Source organism: Salipiger abyssi, assembly GCF_001975705.1.
Taxonomy (GTDB): Bacteria; Pseudomonadota; Alphaproteobacteria; order Rhodobacterales; family Rhodobacteraceae; genus Salipiger; species Salipiger abyssi.
In genome coordinates, this window is the sequence record NZ_CP015093.1 from 2,045,341 (window position 1) to 2,063,870 (window position 18,530).

Below are 18,530 nucleotides of genomic sequence, written 5' to 3' on the forward strand. Positions count from 1 at the left end.
CAAGGGGATTTTGGTGGAGCCTAGGGGGATCGAACCCCTGACCTCTTGCATGCCATGCAAGCGCTCTCCCAGCTGAGCTAAGGCCCCGATGATGCCGTCTCCGGCGTCGTGCGCGTCGATCTACGCAATGCCGCGGGCGGGTTCAAGTGAAAAAATCACCGCCCACGGCAGAAATCCGTCAGCCTCAGCCGTCGTCGTCCTCGCTTGCGACATCGGCGATGTCGTCGAGCGAAACGTTGTCGTCGTCCTCGTCCTCGAGCACGTCGTCATCGTCGAGATCGACCTCGACATCGTCTTCGAGCAGATCGGACTCGTCCGAGTCTTCCTTGGCGGCGCTGCGCTTGGCACCGTCGGCGGCATCGGCGACGAGCATCGCGCGCTTGCCGGTGTCCAGTTGCAGGACCTCACCCGTATACGGGCTGACGATCGGGTCCTTGTTCAGGTCGTAAAACCGCTTGCCCGTCGTCGGGCAGACGCGTTTTGTACCCCATTCTTCTTTGGGCATGGGTGGTCCCCTTCCGCTTGTCCGGTCATGTCGACAATCCGCGCCCTCTGCCATATCAGGGAAGCGGTGTCAAAGGCTTTGGCCATGTTGCTGTTGAGGCAGAGCATATGGGGCAGATCACACTTCCTGGCAACCCGCCGATCGCGGTCACGCTGCGCCGTTCCGCACAGGCGCGGCGGCTGTCGCTGCGGCTGAGCCAGATCGACGGGCGGGTGACGCTCACGCTGCCGCGCCGGGTGCCCGAGCGCGAGGCGCTGGGGTTCCTGCGCGACAAGGAGGCCTGGCTGCGCGGCCATATGGAGGCGCGCGGCGAGGATGTGCGAATCGCCGTCGGCGCGGTGCTGCCCGTCGAGGGCGTGCCGCGCGTGCTGCGCGCAGGGACGGGGCGCAGCGTGGCGCTGGCGCCGGATGCGGTCGCGGTGCCCGGCCCGGAGGAGCGCATGGCAGCGCGGCTCCAGGGCTGGCTGCGTACGCTGGCCCGCGAGCGGCTAGCAGAGGCGTCGGACCGTCATGCCGCCGCGCTGGGGCGGCCCTATACCCGGCTCACCCTGCGCGACACGCGCTCGCGCTGGGGCTCCTGCACTGCCGACGGGGCGCTGATGTATTCCTGGCGGCTGATCCTCGCGCCGCCCGAGGTGCTCGACTATGTCGCCGCCCACGAGGTGGCGCATCTGGCCGAGATGAACCATTCCCGCGCCTTCTGGGACACGGTGGAGCGTCTCTATGGCGACTGGCGCGGCGCCCGGCGCTGGCTGCGCGACGAGGGCGGCGGGCTGCATCGCTACCGTTTCGGAGATTGACCTTCGGCGCGTTTGTGATCACATTGGTGCATCATGAATGTCACGCCCCCCCGCGCCACCGAAATCGTCACCTCCGCCCATGACCGGGTCTATCGCGGGCTGCGCACGCGCATCATGCTCGGCCAGATCGCCCCGGGCGAATCGCTGACCCTGCGCGGCATCGGCAAGGAATTCGCCGTCTCGATGACGCCCGCGCGCGAGGCGGTGCGCCGGCTGGTCGCCGAGGGCGCGCTGAGCATGTCCTCCTCGGGCCGGGTCTCGACGCCGGAGCTGTCGAACGAACGTATCGAGGAGCTGGCGGCGCTGCGCGCGCTGATCGAGGTGGAGCTGGCCTCGCGGGCGCTGCCACGGGCGCATATGGCGCTGATCGACCGTTTGCAGACCATAAACGGGGTGATCGCCGATGTCGTGCGCAACCGCGATGCGGTGGGCTATATCCGCTCCAATCTGGAATTTCACCGCACGCTCTATCTGCGCGCCCAGGCGCCGGCGATGCTGGCCATGGCCGAGACGGTCTGGCTCCAGCTCGGGCCGACGATGCGGGCGCTTTACGGGCGGCTGCGGCGCTCTGAGGCGCCGCAATATCACCGGCTGATGATTGCCGCGCTGAAGGCCGGCGACGAGCCCGGGCTGCGGCTCGCGGTGCGCTCGGACGTGACGCAGGGGCTGAAGATGCTGACGAGCTGAGCGCCCGTCAGGCGGCGAGGCCGCGTGCGCCCATGTTGAGGAACTTGTCGCGCCGCGCCTTGACCAGCGCCTTGGGCTTCATGTCGTCCATCTCGGCCAGCATTGCAGCGATGGTCTGGCCGACCGCCGCGATGGAGGCCTCGGGGTCGCGATGCGCGCCACCCAGCGGTTCGGCGATGACGCGGTCGGCGATGCCGAGCTTGAGCAGATCCTGCGCGGTCAGGCGCAGCGCCTCGGCGGCCTCGCGCATCTTCTCCGCGTCTTTCCAGAGGATCGAGGCGCAGCCCTCGGGCGAGATCACCGAATAGACCGAATGTTCGAGCATCGCCACGCGGTTGGCGGTGGCAAAGGCCACGGCGCCGCCGGAGCCGCCCTCGCCGATGATGACCGAGACCAGCGGCACACCGATCTGGAGGCATTTCTCGGTCGAGCGCGCGATGGCCTCGGACTGGCCGCGCTCTTCGGCGCCCTTGCCGGGATAGGCGCCGGGCGTGTCGACCAGGGTGATCACCGGCAGGCCGAAACGGTCGGCCATGTCCATCAGGCGGATCGCCTTGCGATAGCCCTCGGGGCGCGCCATGCCGAAATTGCGCTCGATGCGGCTTTGGGTGTCGTTGCCCTTTTCATGGCCGATCACCATCACCGGACGGTCGTTGAACCGCGCGAGCCCGCCCATCACCGCGTGATCGTCGGCAAAGCCGCGGTCGCCGGCCAGCGGGGTGTATTCGGTAAAGAGCGCCTCGATATAGTCTTTGCAATGCGGGCGGTCGGGGTGCCGCGCCACCTGGCATTTGCGCCAGGGCGTCAGCTTCTTATAAAGATCCTTGAGCAGATCCTGCGCCTTGCGGTCGAGCGCAGCGGCCTCGTCCTCCACATGCATCTCTTCGTTCGCCCGCGCCATATTGCGCAGCTCTTCGGCCTTGCCTTCGATTTCGGCAAGCGGTTTTTCGAAGTCGAGATAGTGCGTCATGCTCCGGATACCCCTGTTACGCGGGGCCTATATGGCGTCTGGAACGGGGGGATGCAACAAAGCAAGATCCGTCCCGTTGCGTCGGCCGCCTCCGCCGGCGTGAGACGGTGAGCCCTATGGCTGCCCCTGCAGCAACACCGGCAGCAGCGAGGCGACGAGCAGCGCCGCCATCGTCCAGTTGAAGGCCCGCAGCCGCGCCGGACGGTTCAGCAGCCGCCGCATCTCGCGGCCGAGCACCGTCCATGAGGTTGTCGAGATCCCCGAGACCGCCACATAGGTGCCCGCCACCCAGAGCACCGCGCCCGGCTCGCGCCCGGCGGCGTAGAGCGTGATCGCCCCCAGCGCCATCGACCAGGCCTTGGGGTTCACCCACTGGAACGCCGCCGCCTGAAGGAAATTCAGTGGCCGTCCCGCAGGCTCGCTTCCCGCTTCGGGCGGCGGGGCGGCATGGGCGATCTTCCAGGCGAGCCAGAGCATGTAGATCACCGAGATGACCAGCAGCACCGTATGCGCCTGCGGCCAGATCTCGAAGATCTGACCGACACCCAGCCCCATCAGCAGCACCATGGCGGGAAAGCCCAGTCCGATCCCCAGCATATGCGGGATCGTCCGGCGAAAGCCGAAATTGGCGCCCGAGGCGAGTAGCATCAGGTTGTTCGGCCCCGGTGTGATGACGGTGACGAGCGCAAAGGCGGAAAGGGCGAGGAGCAGATCGGGTGTCATGACGCAAGGATTGCCCGAAATTCGCGGAGAATGATTGCGAACTGGCGTCCGTTGTCGGTAAGTTCGCAATTAATGAGTGATCTGGACGACATAGACCGCAGGATATTGCGCGTTCTGGCCGGTGACGGGCGGATCAGCAACCTCGCGCTGGCCGAGCGGGTGGGGCTCTCGCCCTCGGCCTGCCTGCGCCGGGTGGCGGCGCTGGAGAAATCCGGGGTGATCGCCGGCTATCGCGCGGTGCTGAGCCCGGAAAAGACCGGGGTGGGCTTCATCGCCTATGTGCTTGTGGGGCTGAACCTGCACACCAAGGGCGCGCAGGAGGCCTTTGAGCGGGCCATCGCGCGGGCACCGGAGGTGCGGGAGTGCCACAATATCACCGGCAATGTGGAATATCTGCTGCGGGTCGAGGTGGCCGATATTGCCGCCTACAAGCATTTCCACAACGAGGTGCTGGGCACGCTGCCGCAGCTCAACGCCATCACCTCCTATGTGGTGATGGGCTCGCCCAAGGACGAACGCGCCTGACCGCGCACCCCGCCCCGGACCTGATCCGGGGCCTCATGGGTTTCCGCATCGCCCCAAATTCGCGTAGCCCCAAAAAAGAGGCCCCGGCGCGGGGGCCGGGGCGGGTCTTGATCGTGTCGGAGGCGGCGGCTCAGATCTGCCGCACGGCGCCCTTGGCGGCGGAGGTGGTCAGCGCCGCATAGGCCTTGAGCGCCTTCGACACCTTGCGCTTGCGCTTCTCGTCCGGCTGCCAGCCCTTGGCGTCGCGGGCGGTGCGGCGCTCGGCCAGCACCGCGTCGTCCACGGCGAGGCTGATCTTGCGGGCGGGGATGTCGATCTCGATCAGATCGCCTTCCTCCACCAGACCGATGGCGCCGCCCTCGGCCGCCTCGGGCGAGACGTGCCCGATGGAGAGCCCCGAAGAGCCGCCGGAGAAGCGCCCGTCGGTAACCAGCGCGCAATCCTTGCCGAGCCCTTTCGACTTCAGATAGCTCGTCGGATACAGCATCTCCTGCATGCCGGGCCCGCCGCGCGGCCCCTCGTAGCGGATCAGCACCACATCGCCGGGGTGGATCTTGCCGGTCAGGATGGCGCTCACCGCGCTGTCCTGCGATTCAAAGATCCGCGCCGGGCCGGAGAAGACCAGGATCGACTCGTCGACACCGGCGGTCTTCACGATGCAGCCGTCCTCGGCGATATTGCCGTAGAGCACCGCCAGGCCGCCATCCTTGGAAAACGCATGCTCCGCCTCGCGGATCACCCCTTTCTGCCGGTCGAGATCGAGGCTCTCATAGCGGCGGTCCTGGGAAAACGCGGTGGTGGAGCGCACGCCGCCCGGAGCGGCGCGGTAGAAATCATGCACCGATTCGGAATTGGTGCGCGACACGTCCCAGCGGTCGAGCGCATGCGACATGGTCTCTGCATGCACGGTATGAACGGTGTTGTCGATGAGCCCCGCGCGGTCGAGCTGGCCGAGGATCGCCATGATGCCGCCGGCGCGGTGCACGTCTTCCATATGCACGTCGTCCTTGGCGGGCGCGACCTTGCAGAGCACCGGCACCTGGCGCGACAGCTTGTCGATGGCTTCCATGTCGAAATCGACCTCGCCCTCATTGGCGGCGGCCAGCAGGTGCAGAACCGTGTTGGTCGAGCCGCCCATGGCGATGTCGAGCGTCATGGCGTTCTTGAACGCGGGCACCGTGGCGATGTTGCGCGGCAGCACGGTCGCGTCGTCCTGCTCGTAGTAGCGCTTGGCCAGATCGACGATCAGATGCCCCGCCTCGACAAAGAGGCGCTGACGGTCGGCATGGGTGGCCAGCGTCGAGCCATTGCCGGGCAGCGACAGCCCCAGCGCCTCGGTCAGGCAGTTCATCGAGTTGGCGGTGAACATGCCCGAGCACGACCCGCAGGTCGGGCAGGCGGCCTCTTCGATGGCCTGCACCTGGGCGTCGGTGTATTTGTCGTCGGCGGCGGCGACCATGGCATCGACCAGATCGAGCGCCTTGGTCTCGTCGTCCCATTCGACCTTGCCGGCCTCCATCGGGCCGCCCGAGACAAAGACCACGGGGATGTTGAGCCGCATCGCGGCCATCAGCATGCCGGGGGTGATCTTGTCGCAATTCGAGATGCAGACCATGGCGTCGGCGCAATGGGCGTTGACCATATATTCGACCGAGTCGGCGATGATCTCGCGCGAGGGCAGCGAATAGAGCATGCCGTCATGGCCCATGGCGATGCCGTCATCCACCGCGATGGTGTTGAATTCCTTGGCCACGCCGCCGGCCTTCTCGACCTCGCGCGCCACCATCTGACCCAGATCCTTCAGATGCACATGGCCCGGCACGAACTGGGTAAAGCTGTTCACGATCGCGATGATCGGCTTGTTCCAGTCGCCTTCGGTCATGCCGGTGGCACGCCAGAGGCCACGGGCGCCGGCCATGTTGCGGCCGTGGGTGGTGGTGCGGGAGCGGTAGGCGGGCATGGGATTCCCCCTCGTTTGCGGTATCGGCGTTGTTTAACGCCGCAATGCCGCTGCGGCAAGGGCGCGCGGACCGCAGCGGCACGCCAGGCCGCAAGGGGACAAGGGCGTATTTTCAAAGAGAAGACGAGCAGGAGGCGGCTCCCCCTCCGTCTTCTCTGTGCAAATACCGCCCGCCGGAGGCATCCCCGTGTCAGGCGGTGCTGCGCCTCGGGCGGGTTCGTGGCGGCTTCGGCGCGACCTTGGCCTCGATATGCTGGATCACCATCGCGGCGATATCCTTGCCGGAGGTCTTTTCGATGCCCTCCAGTCCGGGCGAAGAGTTCACCTCCAGCACCTTCGGCCCGTCCTCGCCGCGCAGCAGGTCGACGCCGGCCACATCGAGCTTCATCGCCCGCGCCGCCCGTACCGCGACCTCGCGCTCGGCCTTCGAGATGCGCACCGGTTCCGCCGTGCCGCCCTGATGCAGGTTGGAGCGGAAATCGTCGGGCTTGCCCTTGCGGCGCATGGCGGCGACCACCTTGCCGCCGACCACGAAGCAGCGGATATCCTCGCCCGCCGCCTCCTTGACGAAGCTCTGCACGAGGAAATCCGCCTTCAGCCCCTGAAAGGCCGAGATCACCGACTCGGCGGCCTTCTTGGTCTCCGCCAGCACCACACCCTTGCCCTGAGTGCTCTCCAGCAACTTCAGCACCAGCGGCGCGCCGCCCACCAGGCTGATCACATTGCCGGAATCCTTGGGGCTGCGGGCAAAGGCGGTGGTGGGCATGCCAATCCGGTGCCGTGCCAGCACCTGATGCGCGTGCAGCTTGTCGCGCGAGACGGTGATGCCCTCGGAGCCGGACAGGCAATAGGTGCCGAGGCTTTCGAACTGCCGCACCACCGCCGTGCCGTAGGAGGTGACCGAGGCGCCGATGCGCGGGATCACCGCGTCGTAATGCGGCAGGCGACGACCGTCGTAATGCACTTCGCCGCCCACCGCGCGGATGTTCATGTAGCAGCGCGAGGTGTCGATCACCTCCATCGTGTGGCCGCCCGCCTCTGCCGCTTCGATCAGCCGGCGGGTCGAGTAATTACCGGGCTCGCGGCTCAGGATCGCCAGCCGCAGGGCGCGGCGATGCTGCTTGAGGCGCGGTGCCGCGCGGTAGGCATCGAAGGAAAGCTGCGGCTGCTGGTATTTCAGGCTGGGTGCGACGATCATCTCCTCGTCGAGCGCGGTGCGCCCGAGCAGCATGCGATAGGCCATGCCGCCGCGATCGGTGAGCGTGACCTCGATGGGCCAGCTGCGCTCGCCCATGCTCAGCGTCGTCTCGATGACGAAACGCAGCTCGGTCTCGCCGTTGGAGGAAGTGACCTCGCGCCGGTCCTTCAGCGGGGCGGAACAGATGATCTCGAGCCCCGGATCCTGCGGATCGGGATGGATGGCAAAGCGCACCATGGGCTTTTCCGCCGGGCCGAAGGGCTCGATGGCAAAGGCGTGCAGGGCCGAAGTCTTGGCGCCGGTATCGACCTTGGCGCGGATCGCTGGCAGGCCGAGATCGGGGAGGGCCAGCCATTCTTCCCATCCGAGGGTAAACTGGGTCATAGCGACTCCTTTCGCTGCGCCGGCACGACTGGCCGGAGCGCCGCTCTAGCGGGTGGATATGACAGGCGCAATACGCGCGCGTGACGCGGTTGCGGCGGGCGGGGCGGTGGCGATGTTACCAAACCTTCAGCACACGCCGGGACAGCAGAAACCCGTGCCCGTCCGCATTCTGACAGCGCAGTCCGGTGCGCTCCGAGAGGCAGGAAATCCCGCCCCAGTCCGACGAAACCCCATAGGGCGCGACATCGACGCCGGAGGGGGAGGCCCCCTTGATCGGCGCACCACATTCCAGCCGCGCCGGCCCCCGCGAGAGCAGCACGTATTTGTGCCCCCAGGGTCCGCTGCACGAGGCCGGGCGCGCCACATTCGGTGTGCCGTTGATCTCGACGATCTCGCAGGACAGATCCGGCGCGCCCGCACCGGTGCCAATCCAGCAGCGGATATTGTCCGAAGGCGTCCGGAAGGGCGACACATCCGCCGCGACGGGCGCCGCGAGGCCCGCAAGGACCAGAAAGGCAATCGGTCTCAACATACCGGGCTCCTGAATGGGCGCGTCGTTTCACCGCCTCAGGGTCGGGCAGTGGAACGCGGCGAGTCAAGTGCGGCTTTCCGGACATCCGGCGCGGCGGCGCCTGTGCTACTCTGATGGGCAAGGGGCGGTCACGCCCCGTCCTGCCAGGGAGGTGGCCCCATGACCGTGACGCTCGACATCCAGCAACCGCAGCCCTTCGATATCGTCGGGCCGACCATCCTCATCGCCGGCAATGCCGCCGCCTTCGAGGGCACGCTGTCGATCACCGTGTCGGAGGGGCATGACGAGGTCACCTCCTTTGCCCAGGTGGGCGCGCTGGGGCTGCGGCAGTTCCAGGCACAGGTCGAGATCCCGCCCGGCACCGCCTTTACGCTCAACCGGCTGTTCCTGACGCTGGCCGACGATACCGGCAACGAGAACGGGCCGAGCGTGACGGTTCCGGTGCTTTACGGGCCGCTGATCCTGCCGGGCTATGCCGGCTGGCAGCCCTATACGGTGCAGCCGGGCGATACGCTGATCTCCATCGCGCAGGCGCATTATGGCAACGGGGATTTCCAGCCGATCTTTCAGGCCAACCAGAACATCCTCGCCAATCCGAACCTGATCTTTCCCGGTCAGGTGCTGCGCATTCCGCGCAACGACCTCTGAGCGCGAGTATGAAAAAGGCGCGGGCCCGAGGGCGCCGCGCCTGAAACCGTCGGGCGGACGGGATGGGTCTCAATGCCCGGCGATCATCTCGGATTGTTTCACGATCACCTCGGCCTGCTTGATCGAGGCGATGTCGACCAGCCGGCCCTTGTAGACCGTGGCGCCCTCCCCCTTGGCCTTGGCCTCTTCCATCGCGGCGAGGATCTCGCGCGCCTCGGCCACGGCCGCCTCGGACGGGGTGAAGACCTCGTTGGCGAGCGCCACCTGCTTGGGGTGGATCGCCCATTTCCCGACCATGCCCAGCGTCGCCGAACGCAGCGCCTGCGCGCGGTAGCCGTCGTCATCGGAGAAATCGCCGAACGGCCCGTCGACCGGCAGCACGCCATGGGTCCGGCAGGCGGCGACGATGGCGGCCTGCGCCCAGTGCCACGGATCGGACCAGTGCTTGGCGCCCTCGTGCAGCATGTAGTAATTCTCCTGGGTACCGCCGATGCCGGTGGTGGCCATGCCCATGGAGGCGGCGAAATCGGCCGCGCCGAGGCTCATGGCCTCAAGGCGCGGGGAGCCGGCGGCAATCTCCTCTACATGCGCAATGCCGGCTGCTGACTCGATGATGACTTCGAACTTGATGGGCTTGGTGCGGCCCCTGGCGCGCTCGACGGCGGTGACCAGCGCGTCCACCGCGTAGAGATCGGCGGCGCAGCCGACCTTGGGGATCATGATCTGGTCGAGCCGGTCGCCCGATTTCTCCAGCAGATCCACCACGTCCTTGTACCAGTAAGGCGTATCCAGCCCGTTGATGCGCACCGACAGGGTCTTCTTGCCCCAGTCGATATCGCCGATGGCCTGGATGATGTTCTCGCGCGCACTATCCTTGTCGGACGGCGCCACGGAGTCCTCGAGATCGAGATTGATCACATCCGCGTCGGAGCCGGCCATCTTCTCGAAGATCGCGGGGCGCGAGCCCGGGCCGAACAGCTGACACCGGTTGGGACGGGCCGGGGCGGCGGGCTGGATGCGAAAGCTCATGACTCACCTCGTCGAGTAAGGAAATTACATATTGCTCGCCAGACGGGTTATTAAATTGCGGCATGCTGCGCAAGCAGAAACCTCCGGCTGCGATGCGGCACTGCGGCAAAATTCGTCGCCGAGTTTGCACGATTCTTCGGCGACACGGCGCGAACGCACGGAAATTCGGCGATATCGCCGGTGAAACGGTGGTTTTCGCGACGTATTTGCGTGTCATGCGAGACAGAATACCGCGACTCCAAACGACAGGGACCCAAGAATGATCGAGACCCCGTATCTGCTCTTCCTCGGAGACGCTCCGGACCCGCTGGCCGCCAAGGTGGCGCAGGGCATCAAGGACTGGCGCCCCGAGAACTGCGTGGGCCAGCTGCGGCTCGAAGGCTGCAAGGCCGATATGAAACTGCCCGACATGACGCTGGCCGAGGCCAAGGCCGCCGGTGCCAAGACGCTGGTCATCGGCGTGGCGAATCGCGGCGGATTGATCTCGCAGACCTGGAAGAAGGTGCTGGTTGAGGCGCTGGAAGAGGGCTTTGACCTCGCCTCCGGCCTGCATAATCTGCTGCGCGACGAAGAGGATCTCGCCGCCGTCGCCAAGGCGACCGGCCGCACGCTGCACGATGTGCGCATTCCGTCGGTGAAATATCCGATCGCCAATGGCGAGAAGCGCAAGGGCAAGCGCCTGCTGGCGGTGGGTACCGACTGCTCGGTCGGCAAGATGTATACCGCGCTGGCGCTGGATGCGGCGATGCGCGAAAAGGGCATGAAGTCGAGCTTCCGCGCCACCGGCCAGACCGGCATCCTGATCACAGGTGACGGCGTGCCGCTCGATGCCGTGATTGCCGATTTCATGGCGGGCTCTATCGAATACCTGACGCCCGACAACGATGACGACCACTGGGACATCATCGAGGGTCAGGGCTCGCTCTTCCATGTGAGTTATTCCGGTGTGACCATGGCGCTGGTGCATGGCGGCCAGCCCGACGCGCTGGTGATCTGCCACGAGCCGACCCGGACCCATATGCGCGGCCTGCCGGGTTATCAGCTGCCGACGATCGAGGCGGTGCGCGACGTGGCGCTGACGCTGGCGCAGGTGGCCAACCCGGCCTGCAAGGTGATCGGCGTCTCGATCAACACCCAGCATATGGGCGAGGACGAAGCGGCGGCCTATTGCGCCGAGGTCGAGGCAAAGCTGGGCCTGCCGACGGTCGATCCGTTCCGCCATGGCGCCGAGCGTCTGGCCGAGGCGGTTGCCGCTTACTGAGCCCGCTGGCAGGGTTGCGACGATCACGGGCGGCGGCGCTTGCTGTGCCGCCGCTGGTGAGTATTTGCAGAAAGATGAAAGGGCAGGGGCTTTGAGCATCGAAGTGACGCGCGACACGTTCCGGCTGGCGCAGGTCTTTACGATTTCGCGGGGCAGCCGGACCGAGGCGAAGGTGCTGACGGTGAAGGTGACCCGCGACGGGGTGACCGGCTGGGGCGAATGCGTGCCCTATGCGCGCTATGACGAGACGCTGGAGAGTGTCGAGGCGGAGATCGCGGGGCTGCCCGCGGATGTGAGCCGCGCGGCGCTTCAGGAGCTGCTGCCCGCCGGGGCCGCCCGCAACGCGGTGGATTGCGCGCTCTGGGATCTGGAGGCCAAGGCGGCGGGGAAGCGGGTCTGGGAGCTGGCGGGGCTGCCGCAGCCCGGGCCGGAGATCACCGCTTACACGCTGTCGCTGGACACGCCGGAAAAGATGCGCGCGCAGGCGGAGAAGAACGCCTTCCGCCCGCTCCTGAAGGTCAAGCTGGGCACGCCCGACGACATGCCGCGGCTCGAGGCGGTGCGCGCCGGCGCGCCGGATGCGACCATTATCGTTGATGCCAACGAGGGCTGGACGGCGGAGGTCTATGCCGATCTCGCGCCGCATCTGCTGCGGCTCGGCGTGGCGATGGTGGAGCAGCCGCTGCCCGCCGGCGATGACGACGCGCTGATCGGCATGGAGCGCCCGGTGCCAGTCTGTGCCGACGAGAGCTGCCACGACCGCGCCAGCCTGCCGGTGCTCAGGGGCAAGTACGACATCGTCAATATCAAGCTCGACAAGACCGGGGGGCTGACCGAGGCGCTGCTGCTGCTCGAGGCGGCGAAGGCCGAGGGCTACGGCATCTTCGTCGGCTGTATGGTGGGCTCGTCGCTGGCCATGGCGCCGGCGGTGCTGCTGGCACAGGGCGCCGCCTTCACCGATCTCGACGGGCCGCTGCTGCTGGCCGAGGACCGGCCAGCGCCGCTGCTTTATGATGCGGCGGGCGTGCACCCCTCCGAACCCGCGCTCTGGGGGTGAGCCGCCCGGCTCACTCCGTCTGTTGCCGCATGCAGGCCGTGCGCTCCGTCAGCGTCAGCCCGTATGGCTGGATCGCCGGCGGGAACTCGATCTCGGTGCAGAGCTCGAATGCGGTGTCGCTGATGCGGTGGTACGCGATCCCGGCGGCGAAGCCGGTCAGGCGCTGCGGATTGCGCGCGCAGCTCATCGGATCCAGCGTTTCGGGGAGTGTTTCGTGATCAATCTCCAGACAGAGCAGCACATCCTGCGTCAGCGTGCGCAGATCGGCAATGCGCGAGCGGTCGCGCTGCTCCATCTGGCCGCGCCCCGGCCCGCCCATGATCGGGAAGGCCAGCGCGGCGGAAAGCACCGCGACGGCGACCGGCGCAGCGCCCATGAGCGTGGGCAGCGCGGTTGCGCGCCCGGCCCTGTCCTGGCGGAAATAGGCCAGCACCATCAGGAAGATCAGCGCCACCGTGGCGGATTTCGCCAGGAAGCGCGCGGTGATCTGACCATTGAGGAAGGTGTAGATCAGGTAGAGCGCGTCGCCCATCAGCGTGACCACGGCGATCAGCATCGCCAGCGACGAGAGCCAGCGGCGGATGGCGCCGTGGCCGCGGGCGGAATCGGTCCGCGCCGCCCGCGCGTCGGCGCGGTCGAGCAGCCAGAAGGCCGGGGTGAAGACGATCAGCGCCGCCAGCGACCAGCGCAGGGTGCCGGCGGCATAGACCGGCGCGCTGCTCCGGTCGGGCAGCTGGACATTGATCCAGCCGAAGAGCAACGTCAGCGCGTTGCCCGCCACCATGCCGAAAGCCACGAAGAGCAGCGCGTAGAAGAACGCGTCTTTCGCGGCGGACGAGCGCAGCGGGCGCGGCACCGGGCCGGCCTCGGTCAGCGTGTCGGTCCATCCCGCAAGCGCCTGCGCCGCCTCGGTCTCGGTCCAGCCGGCGGCGAGCAGGCTGTCATGGATGGCCTCGCGGGACTGGCCGCGTTTCAGCGCCTCGTGAACGAAGCGGGCAAGATCGGACGGGACGGACATCGGGGCGACTCCATGCATGAACAATGTTCATTTGATATATTGAACGACGTTCACGGTCAATCCGTCTCGCGATATTTTTCCGTCTGTCCCGGCGCGGTCTGCGGAAATGGCTTGAACACTGCCCCGCCGCCCCGCAAACCCTCGGGCAAACACATTCCGGAGCCCGCGCGCGCCGAGCGTGCCCGGGCGTGCTTATATCGAAACGCAAGGAGCCTATCATGACCCGTACCGTCTACGTGAACGGAGAATATCTGCCCGAGACCGAAGCCAAGGTCTCGATCTTCGACCGCGCCTTCCTGATGGCGGACGGGGTCTATGAGGTGACGAGCGTGCTGGGCGGCAAGCTGATCGATTTCGATGGCCACCTGGCGCGGCTTGAGCGCTCGCTGACCGAGCTCGACATGCCCAAGCCCAAGGCGTTCGACGAGCTGCTGGAGATCCACCGCAAGCTGGTGGAGCTGAACGGGATCGACGAGGGCATGGTGTATTTGCAGGTCACCCGTGGCGCGCCGGGCGACCGCGACTTCGCCTTCCCCGATCCGGAGACCTGCGAGGCGACGCTGGTGCTCTTTACTCAGAACAAGCCGGGGCTGGCAGCCAACCCGGTGGCCAAGACCGGCATCAAGGTGATCTCGATCGAGGATATCCGCTGGGGCCGCCGCGACATCAAGACGGTGCAGCTGCTCTACCCGTCGATGGGCAAGATGATGGCCAAGAAGGCGGGTTGCGACGATGCCTGGCTGGTCGAGGACGGGTTCGTGACCGAGGGCACCTCGAACAACGCCTATATCGTCAAGGACGGCACCATCATCACCCGCAATCTGGGCACCGACATCCTGCACGGGATCACCCGCGCGGCGGTGCTGCGCTTTGCCCGAGAGGCGCAGATGAAGGTGGAGGAGCGGCCCTTTACCATCGCCGAGGCGCAGGGCGCGGACGAGGCGTTTTATACCTCGGCCTCGGCCTTTGTGATGCCGGTGGTGGAGATCGACGGCGAGAGCATCGGCACCGGCAAGCCGGGCGATGTGGCGACGCGACTGCGCGAGATCTATCTCGAGGAAAGCCGCAAGGCCGGAATCTGACCGGATCGGGGCGGCTCTTCGCCCCTTGCGGGGCGCCTCGCTTTGGTCAGCGCGTTTCCAGCCGCTGCACCGCGTGGCGCCCGGCCCAGAGCCCGGTGGCGAGGCAGGCGGTGAGCAGGTAGCCGCCGGTCGGCGCTTCCCAGTCGATCATTTCCCCGGCGCAATAGGTGCCGGGGCGGGCGCGCAGCATCAGCGCCTCGTCGAGCGCCGCGAAGGGCACGCCGCCTGCCGTGGAGATCGCCTCGTCCATCGGGCGCAGCCCGTCATGCGGCACTGCCAGCGCCTTGATGCGCCGCGCCAGAGCCTCGGGCGCATCGGGCAGCGGGCGGGCATATTCCATCAGCAGGGCGCGCACGGCAGGTGAGAGTTTCAAAACCTTGCGCAGGTGGTTGGACAGGCTCTGCTTGCCGCGCGGGCGCGACAGCCGCGCGGTGAGCTCTTCAAGGCTCAGATCGGGCGCGAGGTCGATTTCCAGCGCCGCGCCGTCGCGCAGGGCGGGTGACAAGGGGTAGAGCCCGCCGCCCTCCAGCCCGCGCGCCGAGATCACCGCCTCGCCGCGCGAGACCAGGGTGCCGGCGCGGAAGGCCACGTTCTTCAGCGGCGCGCCGAAATGCGGGCGCATATGCTCGGACCAGGCGACGCAGAGCCCGGCATTGGCGGGCCGGAACGGCGCCAGTGCCACGCCCTCCCGCGCGAGGATATCGGCCCAGGCGCCATCCGAGCCCAGCTTTGCCCAGCTCGCGCCGCCGAGCGCCAGCACCGTGACGCCGGCGGTGATGTGGCGCAGCCCCTCGGGCGTATCGAAGCGGCAGGCGCCGCCGTCCCAGCCGGTCCAGCGCCAGCGCGTGTGCCGCTCCAGCCCCATGCCGTCGAGCCGCGCCAGCCAGGCGCGCAGCAGCGGCGAGGCCTTCATGACCTCGGGAAAGACCCGACCGGTGGAGCCGGTAAAGGTGGTCTGGCCTAGCCCCTCGGCCCAGCCCTGTACCGCCCCGGGGGTGAAGGCCGAGAGCATCGGGCGCAGCGCCGCCTCCGCCCCGCCATAGGCGGCAAGGAACGGCCCGAAGGGCTGCGCGCGGGTCAGGTTCAGCCCGGATTTCCCCGCCATCAGGAATTTGCGCCCGAGCGAGGGCTTGGCCTCGGCCAGCAGCACCCGGTGGCCCGCCGAGAGCAGCGTATCCGCCGCCATCAGCCCTGCCGGGCCGCCGCCGATGACCAGCGCGGGCGTGTCCGGCGATGTCTGCACGTTGCGTTCCCCTTGATCCTCGGCGTCTGAGCCCCAGACTTGTGCCCTGCCAAGACCCGTCGCACAAGAGCCGCCCGTGACCGACCCTGTCTGCCCGCTATGCCTGCGCCCGATCCCGCCCGGGGCGAAACAGAGCCTGCATCACCTGGTGCCCAAGCTGAAGGGCGGCAAGGGCGGGCCGGTCGTGCTGCTGCACCAGATCTGTCACAACGAGATCCACGCCACCTTTACCGAGGCGGAGCTGGCGCGCGAGTACAACACGCCCGAGGCGCTGCGCGCGCATCCCCGAATGCAGCGCTTTCTGGCCTGGGTGGCCAAACGCCCGCCGGGGTTTCATGCCCGCAGCGCCGGCGGCCGCCGCAAGCGCTGAGCGGCGGGGGCACGCACCCCGGTGGTGCGACACACGGCAACCTGGACGCGGATCGGACGACACTTTCACCGTTGTCAAAGCGACATGGATTGTTGCTACTGCGGCTGAAACACCGGAACGGCATCGAGGGCGACATGGGCATCTTTGAAAAATACCTCTCTGTCTGGATCGCGCTGGCCATCCTCGCGGGCATCGTCATCGGCAATGCCGCGCCGGGGCTGGTCGGCGCGGTGGCGGCGGCGGAGTTTGCCAGCGTCAACCTGGTCGTGGCGGTGCTGATCTGGGCGATGGTCTATCCGATGATGGTGGGTGTCGACCCCGGTTCGCTGCGCGACGTGGCGCGCCAGCCGAAAGGGCTGCTGATCACGCTGGCGGTCAACTGGCTGGTCAAACCCTTTACCATGGCGGCGCTTGCCGTGCTGTTCTTCGAGCATGTCTTTGCGCCCTGGATCGCGCCCGAGGATGCGGCGCAATACACCGCCGGGCTGATTCTTCTGGGGGCGGCGCCTTGCACGGCGATGGTGTTCGTCTGGTCGCAACTGACGCGGGGCGACGCGAATTACACGCTGTTGCAGGTCTCGGTGAACGATCTGATCATGGTGGTGGCTTTCGCCCCCATCGTGGCGCTGCTACTGGGGGTCACCGATATCTCGGTGCCCTGGGAAACGCTTGTCCTGTCGGTGCTGCTGTTCATCGCGCTGCCGCTGCTGGCCGGCATCGTCACCCGCCGGCGCCTCGGCGATGACGACGCGATCACGGCGTTTCAGGCGCGGGTCAAACCCTATTCCGTGATCGGGCTGATCGCCACGGTCGTCATCCTGTTCGGCCTTCAGGGGCAGGTGATCGTCGCCCAGCCCTTCGTGATCGGGCTCATCGCTGTTCCGATCATCGTTCAGAGCTATGGCATTTTCGCGCTGGCCTATGCGGCGGCCTTTGCGCTGAAGGTGCCGCATCGCATCGCCGCGCCCTGTGCGCTGATCGGAACGTCGAACTTCTTCGAGCTTGCCGTCGCGGTCGCCATAAGCCTCTTCGGGCTGACATCCGGTGCGGCGCTGGCCACCGTGGTCGGCGTGTTGGTCGAGGTGCCGGTGATGCTGACGCTTGTCGCGTTTGCGAACCGGACGCGGCGCCGCTTTCCCGCCTGAAGCCGTCTTTCAGTCGCGCGGCGGGCGCGGCTCCAGCTTTGCCAGCTCTTCGACCCAGGCGATATGGCGTGGCAGGCAGCGGGTTTTCAGATCGTATTGCTCGCGCGCCAGGGCGCGGGCGTTGGCGCCCAGCCGCGCCCGTGTCTCGGGATCGTCCAGCAGGGCGCAGAGCCGGTCCACCAGCGCGGTGCGGTCGAAGAAATCCACCATCCAGCCGGTCTCGTCCTCGCTCAGCACCTCGCGCACCGGCTCCGTGCCGCTGGCGAGGATGGCGCAGCCGGCGCTCATCGCTTCGAGCAGCGACCAGCTCAGGACGAAGGGATAGGTCAGATAGACATGCACCCGGCTGACCTGCATCATCGCGAGAAAGCGCTCATAGGGTACGCGACCGAGGAAATGCACCCGCTGCCAGTCGGCCTCTGAGATCTGCTCCTTCACCTCGTCGATGAAGAGCTGCTTCCAGGTCTGGCCCGCCGGCGGTTTCGATCCGTAGCTGACCTCGTCGCCGCCGATCAGGGTGATCTGCGCCTTCGGGCGGCGGCGCAGGATTTCGGGCAGGGCGCGCATGAAGACGTGATAGCCGCGATAGGGTTCGAGATTGCGGTTGATGAAGGTGATGACCTCGTCGTCGCGGGTCAGCACGCGGCCATCGGTCACCTCCAGCGTTGCCTCCGGGTTCGGGCGGACGAGATCGGTGTCGATACCGTCATGCGCGACGGTGATCCGGTCCTGCCAATGCGCCGGGAAGGTGGAGGCCTGGAACCGCGTGGGCGAGATGCCGGCATCCATGATTTCCTCGTGCAGACGGTTGTTGAGGTTCTTCATGCGGATGCGCAGCGCATCGGTTTCGGGGACTTTCGTCGGGAATTCCGGATCGAAATTCACGAAGGTGTCCGTCGTCAGGTGATAGAGTTCGCAATAGAGTCCCATGCGCGCCTGTGGCCAGACATCCTTGAGAAACAGGCTCTCGCCCCAGCCGTGATGCGCGAGAATGAGATCCGGCTCGAAGCCTTGCTGCTTGAGGGCCAGCGCGTTGCGATAACAACTCGTGGCGCGCAGCAGCTTGGTCTCGAAATCCGCCAGCCAGGGATGGATCCCCTTCGTGCTGGATCCGCGGATCTGATAAGGCACCACCGACACTCCGTTCCAGCGCGTGGCCTTCTTTACCTTGGGGGTCAGCGCCACAACCTGATGACCGTTCTGGGCCAGCGCCGGGGCGAGGTGCTTGTACTGGCCGGGGAAATTCTGATGGATACAAAGGATCTTCATGGCAATCACGGGTTGCGGCGAACTGACGACATGTGTGGCATGCCGCCCCCGATTGTCCAAGCCCCGGCGATGGGCGCCGCCGGGAACTGGGATGCCGGGTGGCGGAAATGTCGCCCCCGGTCGC

Annotated in this window: 19 protein-coding genes and 1 tRNA gene; 9 read left to right on the forward strand and 11 right to left on the reverse strand. The window is 67.0% G+C overall.

Translation table 11 applies throughout. The features are described from left to right. Positions 1-11: 11 nt before the first annotated feature. Both Ga0080574_RS13330 and Ga0080574_RS13335 read right to left on the reverse strand, forming a co-directional pair. A tRNA-Ala gene (locus Ga0080574_RS13330) sits at positions 12-87 on the reverse strand. A gap of 97 nt (positions 88-184) precedes the next feature. Continuing rightward, positions 185-505, reverse strand: coding sequence for a TIGR02300 family protein (locus Ga0080574_RS13335; RefSeq protein ID WP_076699943.1), 321 nt, complete (start codon positions 503-505; stop codon positions 185-187). Between the two features lie 107 nt (positions 506-612). Here Ga0080574_RS13335 and Ga0080574_RS13340 point away from each other — a divergent pair, with 107 nt between their 5' ends. Continuing rightward, positions 613-1,305: a M48 family metallopeptidase gene (locus Ga0080574_RS13340; RefSeq protein WP_076699946.1), complete on the forward strand. Its 693-nt coding sequence runs from the start codon at positions 613-615 to the stop codon at positions 1,303-1,305. A 33-nt stretch (positions 1,306-1,338) separates the two neighbouring features. After that, positions 1,339-1,992 (forward strand): GntR family transcriptional regulator, encoded by a 654-nt coding sequence (locus Ga0080574_RS13345; protein WP_076699949.1) that lies wholly within the window; start codon positions 1,339-1,341, stop codon positions 1,990-1,992. A 7-nt stretch (positions 1,993-1,999) separates the two neighbouring features. Here the strand turns inward: Ga0080574_RS13345 and Ga0080574_RS13350 are convergent, their stop codons facing one another. Both Ga0080574_RS13350 and Ga0080574_RS13355 read right to left on the reverse strand, forming a co-directional pair. Further along, positions 2,000-2,962, reverse strand: a complete 963-nt coding sequence (locus Ga0080574_RS13350) for an acetyl-CoA carboxylase carboxyltransferase subunit alpha (protein ID WP_076699952.1) — start codon at positions 2,960-2,962, stop codon at positions 2,000-2,002. Positions 2,963-3,076: 114 nt separating this feature from the next. Next, positions 3,077-3,685 carry a LysE family translocator gene (locus Ga0080574_RS13355; RefSeq protein ID WP_076699955.1) on the reverse strand — a complete coding sequence of 203 codons (609 nt, stop codon included), beginning with the start codon at positions 3,683-3,685 and terminating at the stop codon, positions 3,077-3,079. Between the two features lie 72 nt (positions 3,686-3,757). On the opposite strand from Ga0080574_RS13355, the gene Ga0080574_RS13360 reads away from it, so the two are divergent. Further along, a complete protein-coding gene (locus Ga0080574_RS13360) occupies positions 3,758-4,210 on the forward strand; it encodes an Lrp/AsnC family transcriptional regulator (RefSeq protein WP_076699958.1) in 453 nt (150 codons plus the stop codon). Between the two features lie 130 nt (positions 4,211-4,340). Here the strand turns inward: Ga0080574_RS13360 and ilvD are convergent, their stop codons facing one another. From ilvD to Ga0080574_RS13375, 3 genes are all read right to left on the reverse strand, one after another. Next, positions 4,341-6,170, reverse strand: a complete 1,830-nt coding sequence (gene ilvD, locus Ga0080574_RS13365; protein WP_076699961.1) for a dihydroxy-acid dehydratase — start codon at positions 6,168-6,170, stop codon at positions 4,341-4,343. Positions 6,171-6,360: 190 nt separating this feature from the next. Further along, positions 6,361-7,752: a 30S ribosomal protein S6--L-glutamate ligase gene (gene rimK / locus Ga0080574_RS13370; RefSeq protein WP_076699964.1), complete on the reverse strand. Its 1,392-nt coding sequence runs from the start codon at positions 7,750-7,752 to the stop codon at positions 6,361-6,363. A gap of 115 nt (positions 7,753-7,867) precedes the next feature. Beyond that, positions 7,868-8,284, reverse strand: a complete 417-nt coding sequence (locus Ga0080574_RS13375) for a DUF6636 domain-containing protein (protein WP_076699967.1) — start codon at positions 8,282-8,284, stop codon at positions 7,868-7,870. Positions 8,285-8,443: 159 nt separating this feature from the next. On the opposite strand from Ga0080574_RS13375, the gene Ga0080574_RS13380 reads away from it, so the two are divergent. Next, positions 8,444-8,932 carry a LysM peptidoglycan-binding domain-containing protein gene (locus Ga0080574_RS13380; RefSeq protein WP_083716847.1) on the forward strand — a complete coding sequence of 163 codons (489 nt, stop codon included), beginning with the start codon at positions 8,444-8,446 and terminating at the stop codon, positions 8,930-8,932. Positions 8,933-9,001: 69 nt separating this feature from the next. Here the strand turns inward: Ga0080574_RS13380 and Ga0080574_RS13385 are convergent, their stop codons facing one another. Next, positions 9,002-9,961: an L-malyl-CoA/beta-methylmalyl-CoA lyase gene (locus Ga0080574_RS13385; protein WP_076699970.1), complete on the reverse strand. Its 960-nt coding sequence runs from the start codon at positions 9,959-9,961 to the stop codon at positions 9,002-9,004. A gap of 259 nt (positions 9,962-10,220) precedes the next feature. Between Ga0080574_RS13385 and dgcN the strand changes: the two genes are divergently transcribed. Then, positions 10,221-11,222: an N-acetyltransferase DgcN gene (gene dgcN, locus Ga0080574_RS13390; protein WP_076699973.1), complete on the forward strand. Its 1,002-nt coding sequence runs from the start codon at positions 10,221-10,223 to the stop codon at positions 11,220-11,222. Between the two features lie 91 nt (positions 11,223-11,313). Then, positions 11,314-12,279 carry an N-acetyl-D-Glu racemase DgcA gene (gene dgcA / locus Ga0080574_RS13395; protein WP_076699977.1) on the forward strand — a complete coding sequence of 322 codons (966 nt, stop codon included), beginning with the start codon at positions 11,314-11,316 and terminating at the stop codon, positions 12,277-12,279. A 10-nt stretch (positions 12,280-12,289) separates the two neighbouring features. On the opposite strand, the gene Ga0080574_RS13400 is transcribed toward dgcA, so the two are convergent. Then, positions 12,290-13,297 carry a DUF5671 domain-containing protein gene (locus tag Ga0080574_RS13400; RefSeq protein WP_076699980.1) on the reverse strand — a complete coding sequence of 336 codons (1,008 nt, stop codon included), beginning with the start codon at positions 13,295-13,297 and terminating at the stop codon, positions 12,290-12,292. A 218-nt stretch (positions 13,298-13,515) separates the two neighbouring features. Between Ga0080574_RS13400 and Ga0080574_RS13405 the strand changes: the two genes are divergently transcribed. Continuing rightward, the gene (locus Ga0080574_RS13405) at positions 13,516-14,379 is read left to right on the forward strand and encodes a D-amino-acid transaminase (protein ID WP_076699983.1); all 864 of its coding nucleotides are present in this window, start codon (positions 13,516-13,518) and stop codon (positions 14,377-14,379) included. A gap of 46 nt (positions 14,380-14,425) precedes the next feature. Here the strand turns inward: Ga0080574_RS13405 and Ga0080574_RS13410 are convergent, their stop codons facing one another. Continuing rightward, complete coding sequence (locus tag Ga0080574_RS13410) at positions 14,426-15,622, reverse strand: TIGR03862 family flavoprotein (protein ID WP_076699986.1); 1,197 nt, start codon at positions 15,620-15,622, stop codon at positions 14,426-14,428. A 76-nt stretch (positions 15,623-15,698) separates the two neighbouring features. On the opposite strand from Ga0080574_RS13410, the gene Ga0080574_RS13415 reads away from it, so the two are divergent. Together Ga0080574_RS13415 and arsB are read left to right on the forward strand one after the other, a co-directional pair. After that, positions 15,699-15,992: an HNH endonuclease family protein gene (locus Ga0080574_RS13415; protein WP_076699989.1), complete on the forward strand. Its 294-nt coding sequence runs from the start codon at positions 15,699-15,701 to the stop codon at positions 15,990-15,992. A 134-nt stretch (positions 15,993-16,126) separates the two neighbouring features. Continuing rightward, positions 16,127-17,137, forward strand: a complete 1,011-nt coding sequence (gene arsB / locus Ga0080574_RS13420) for an ACR3 family arsenite efflux transporter (RefSeq protein WP_076705954.1) — start codon at positions 16,127-16,129, stop codon at positions 17,135-17,137. A gap of 9 nt (positions 17,138-17,146) precedes the next feature. Here the strand turns inward: arsB and Ga0080574_RS13425 are convergent, their stop codons facing one another. Then, positions 17,147-18,406 carry a glycosyltransferase family 4 protein gene (locus tag Ga0080574_RS13425; protein ID WP_076699992.1) on the reverse strand — a complete coding sequence of 420 codons (1,260 nt, stop codon included), beginning with the start codon at positions 18,404-18,406 and terminating at the stop codon, positions 17,147-17,149. Between the last annotated feature and the right edge of the window lie 124 nt (positions 18,407-18,530).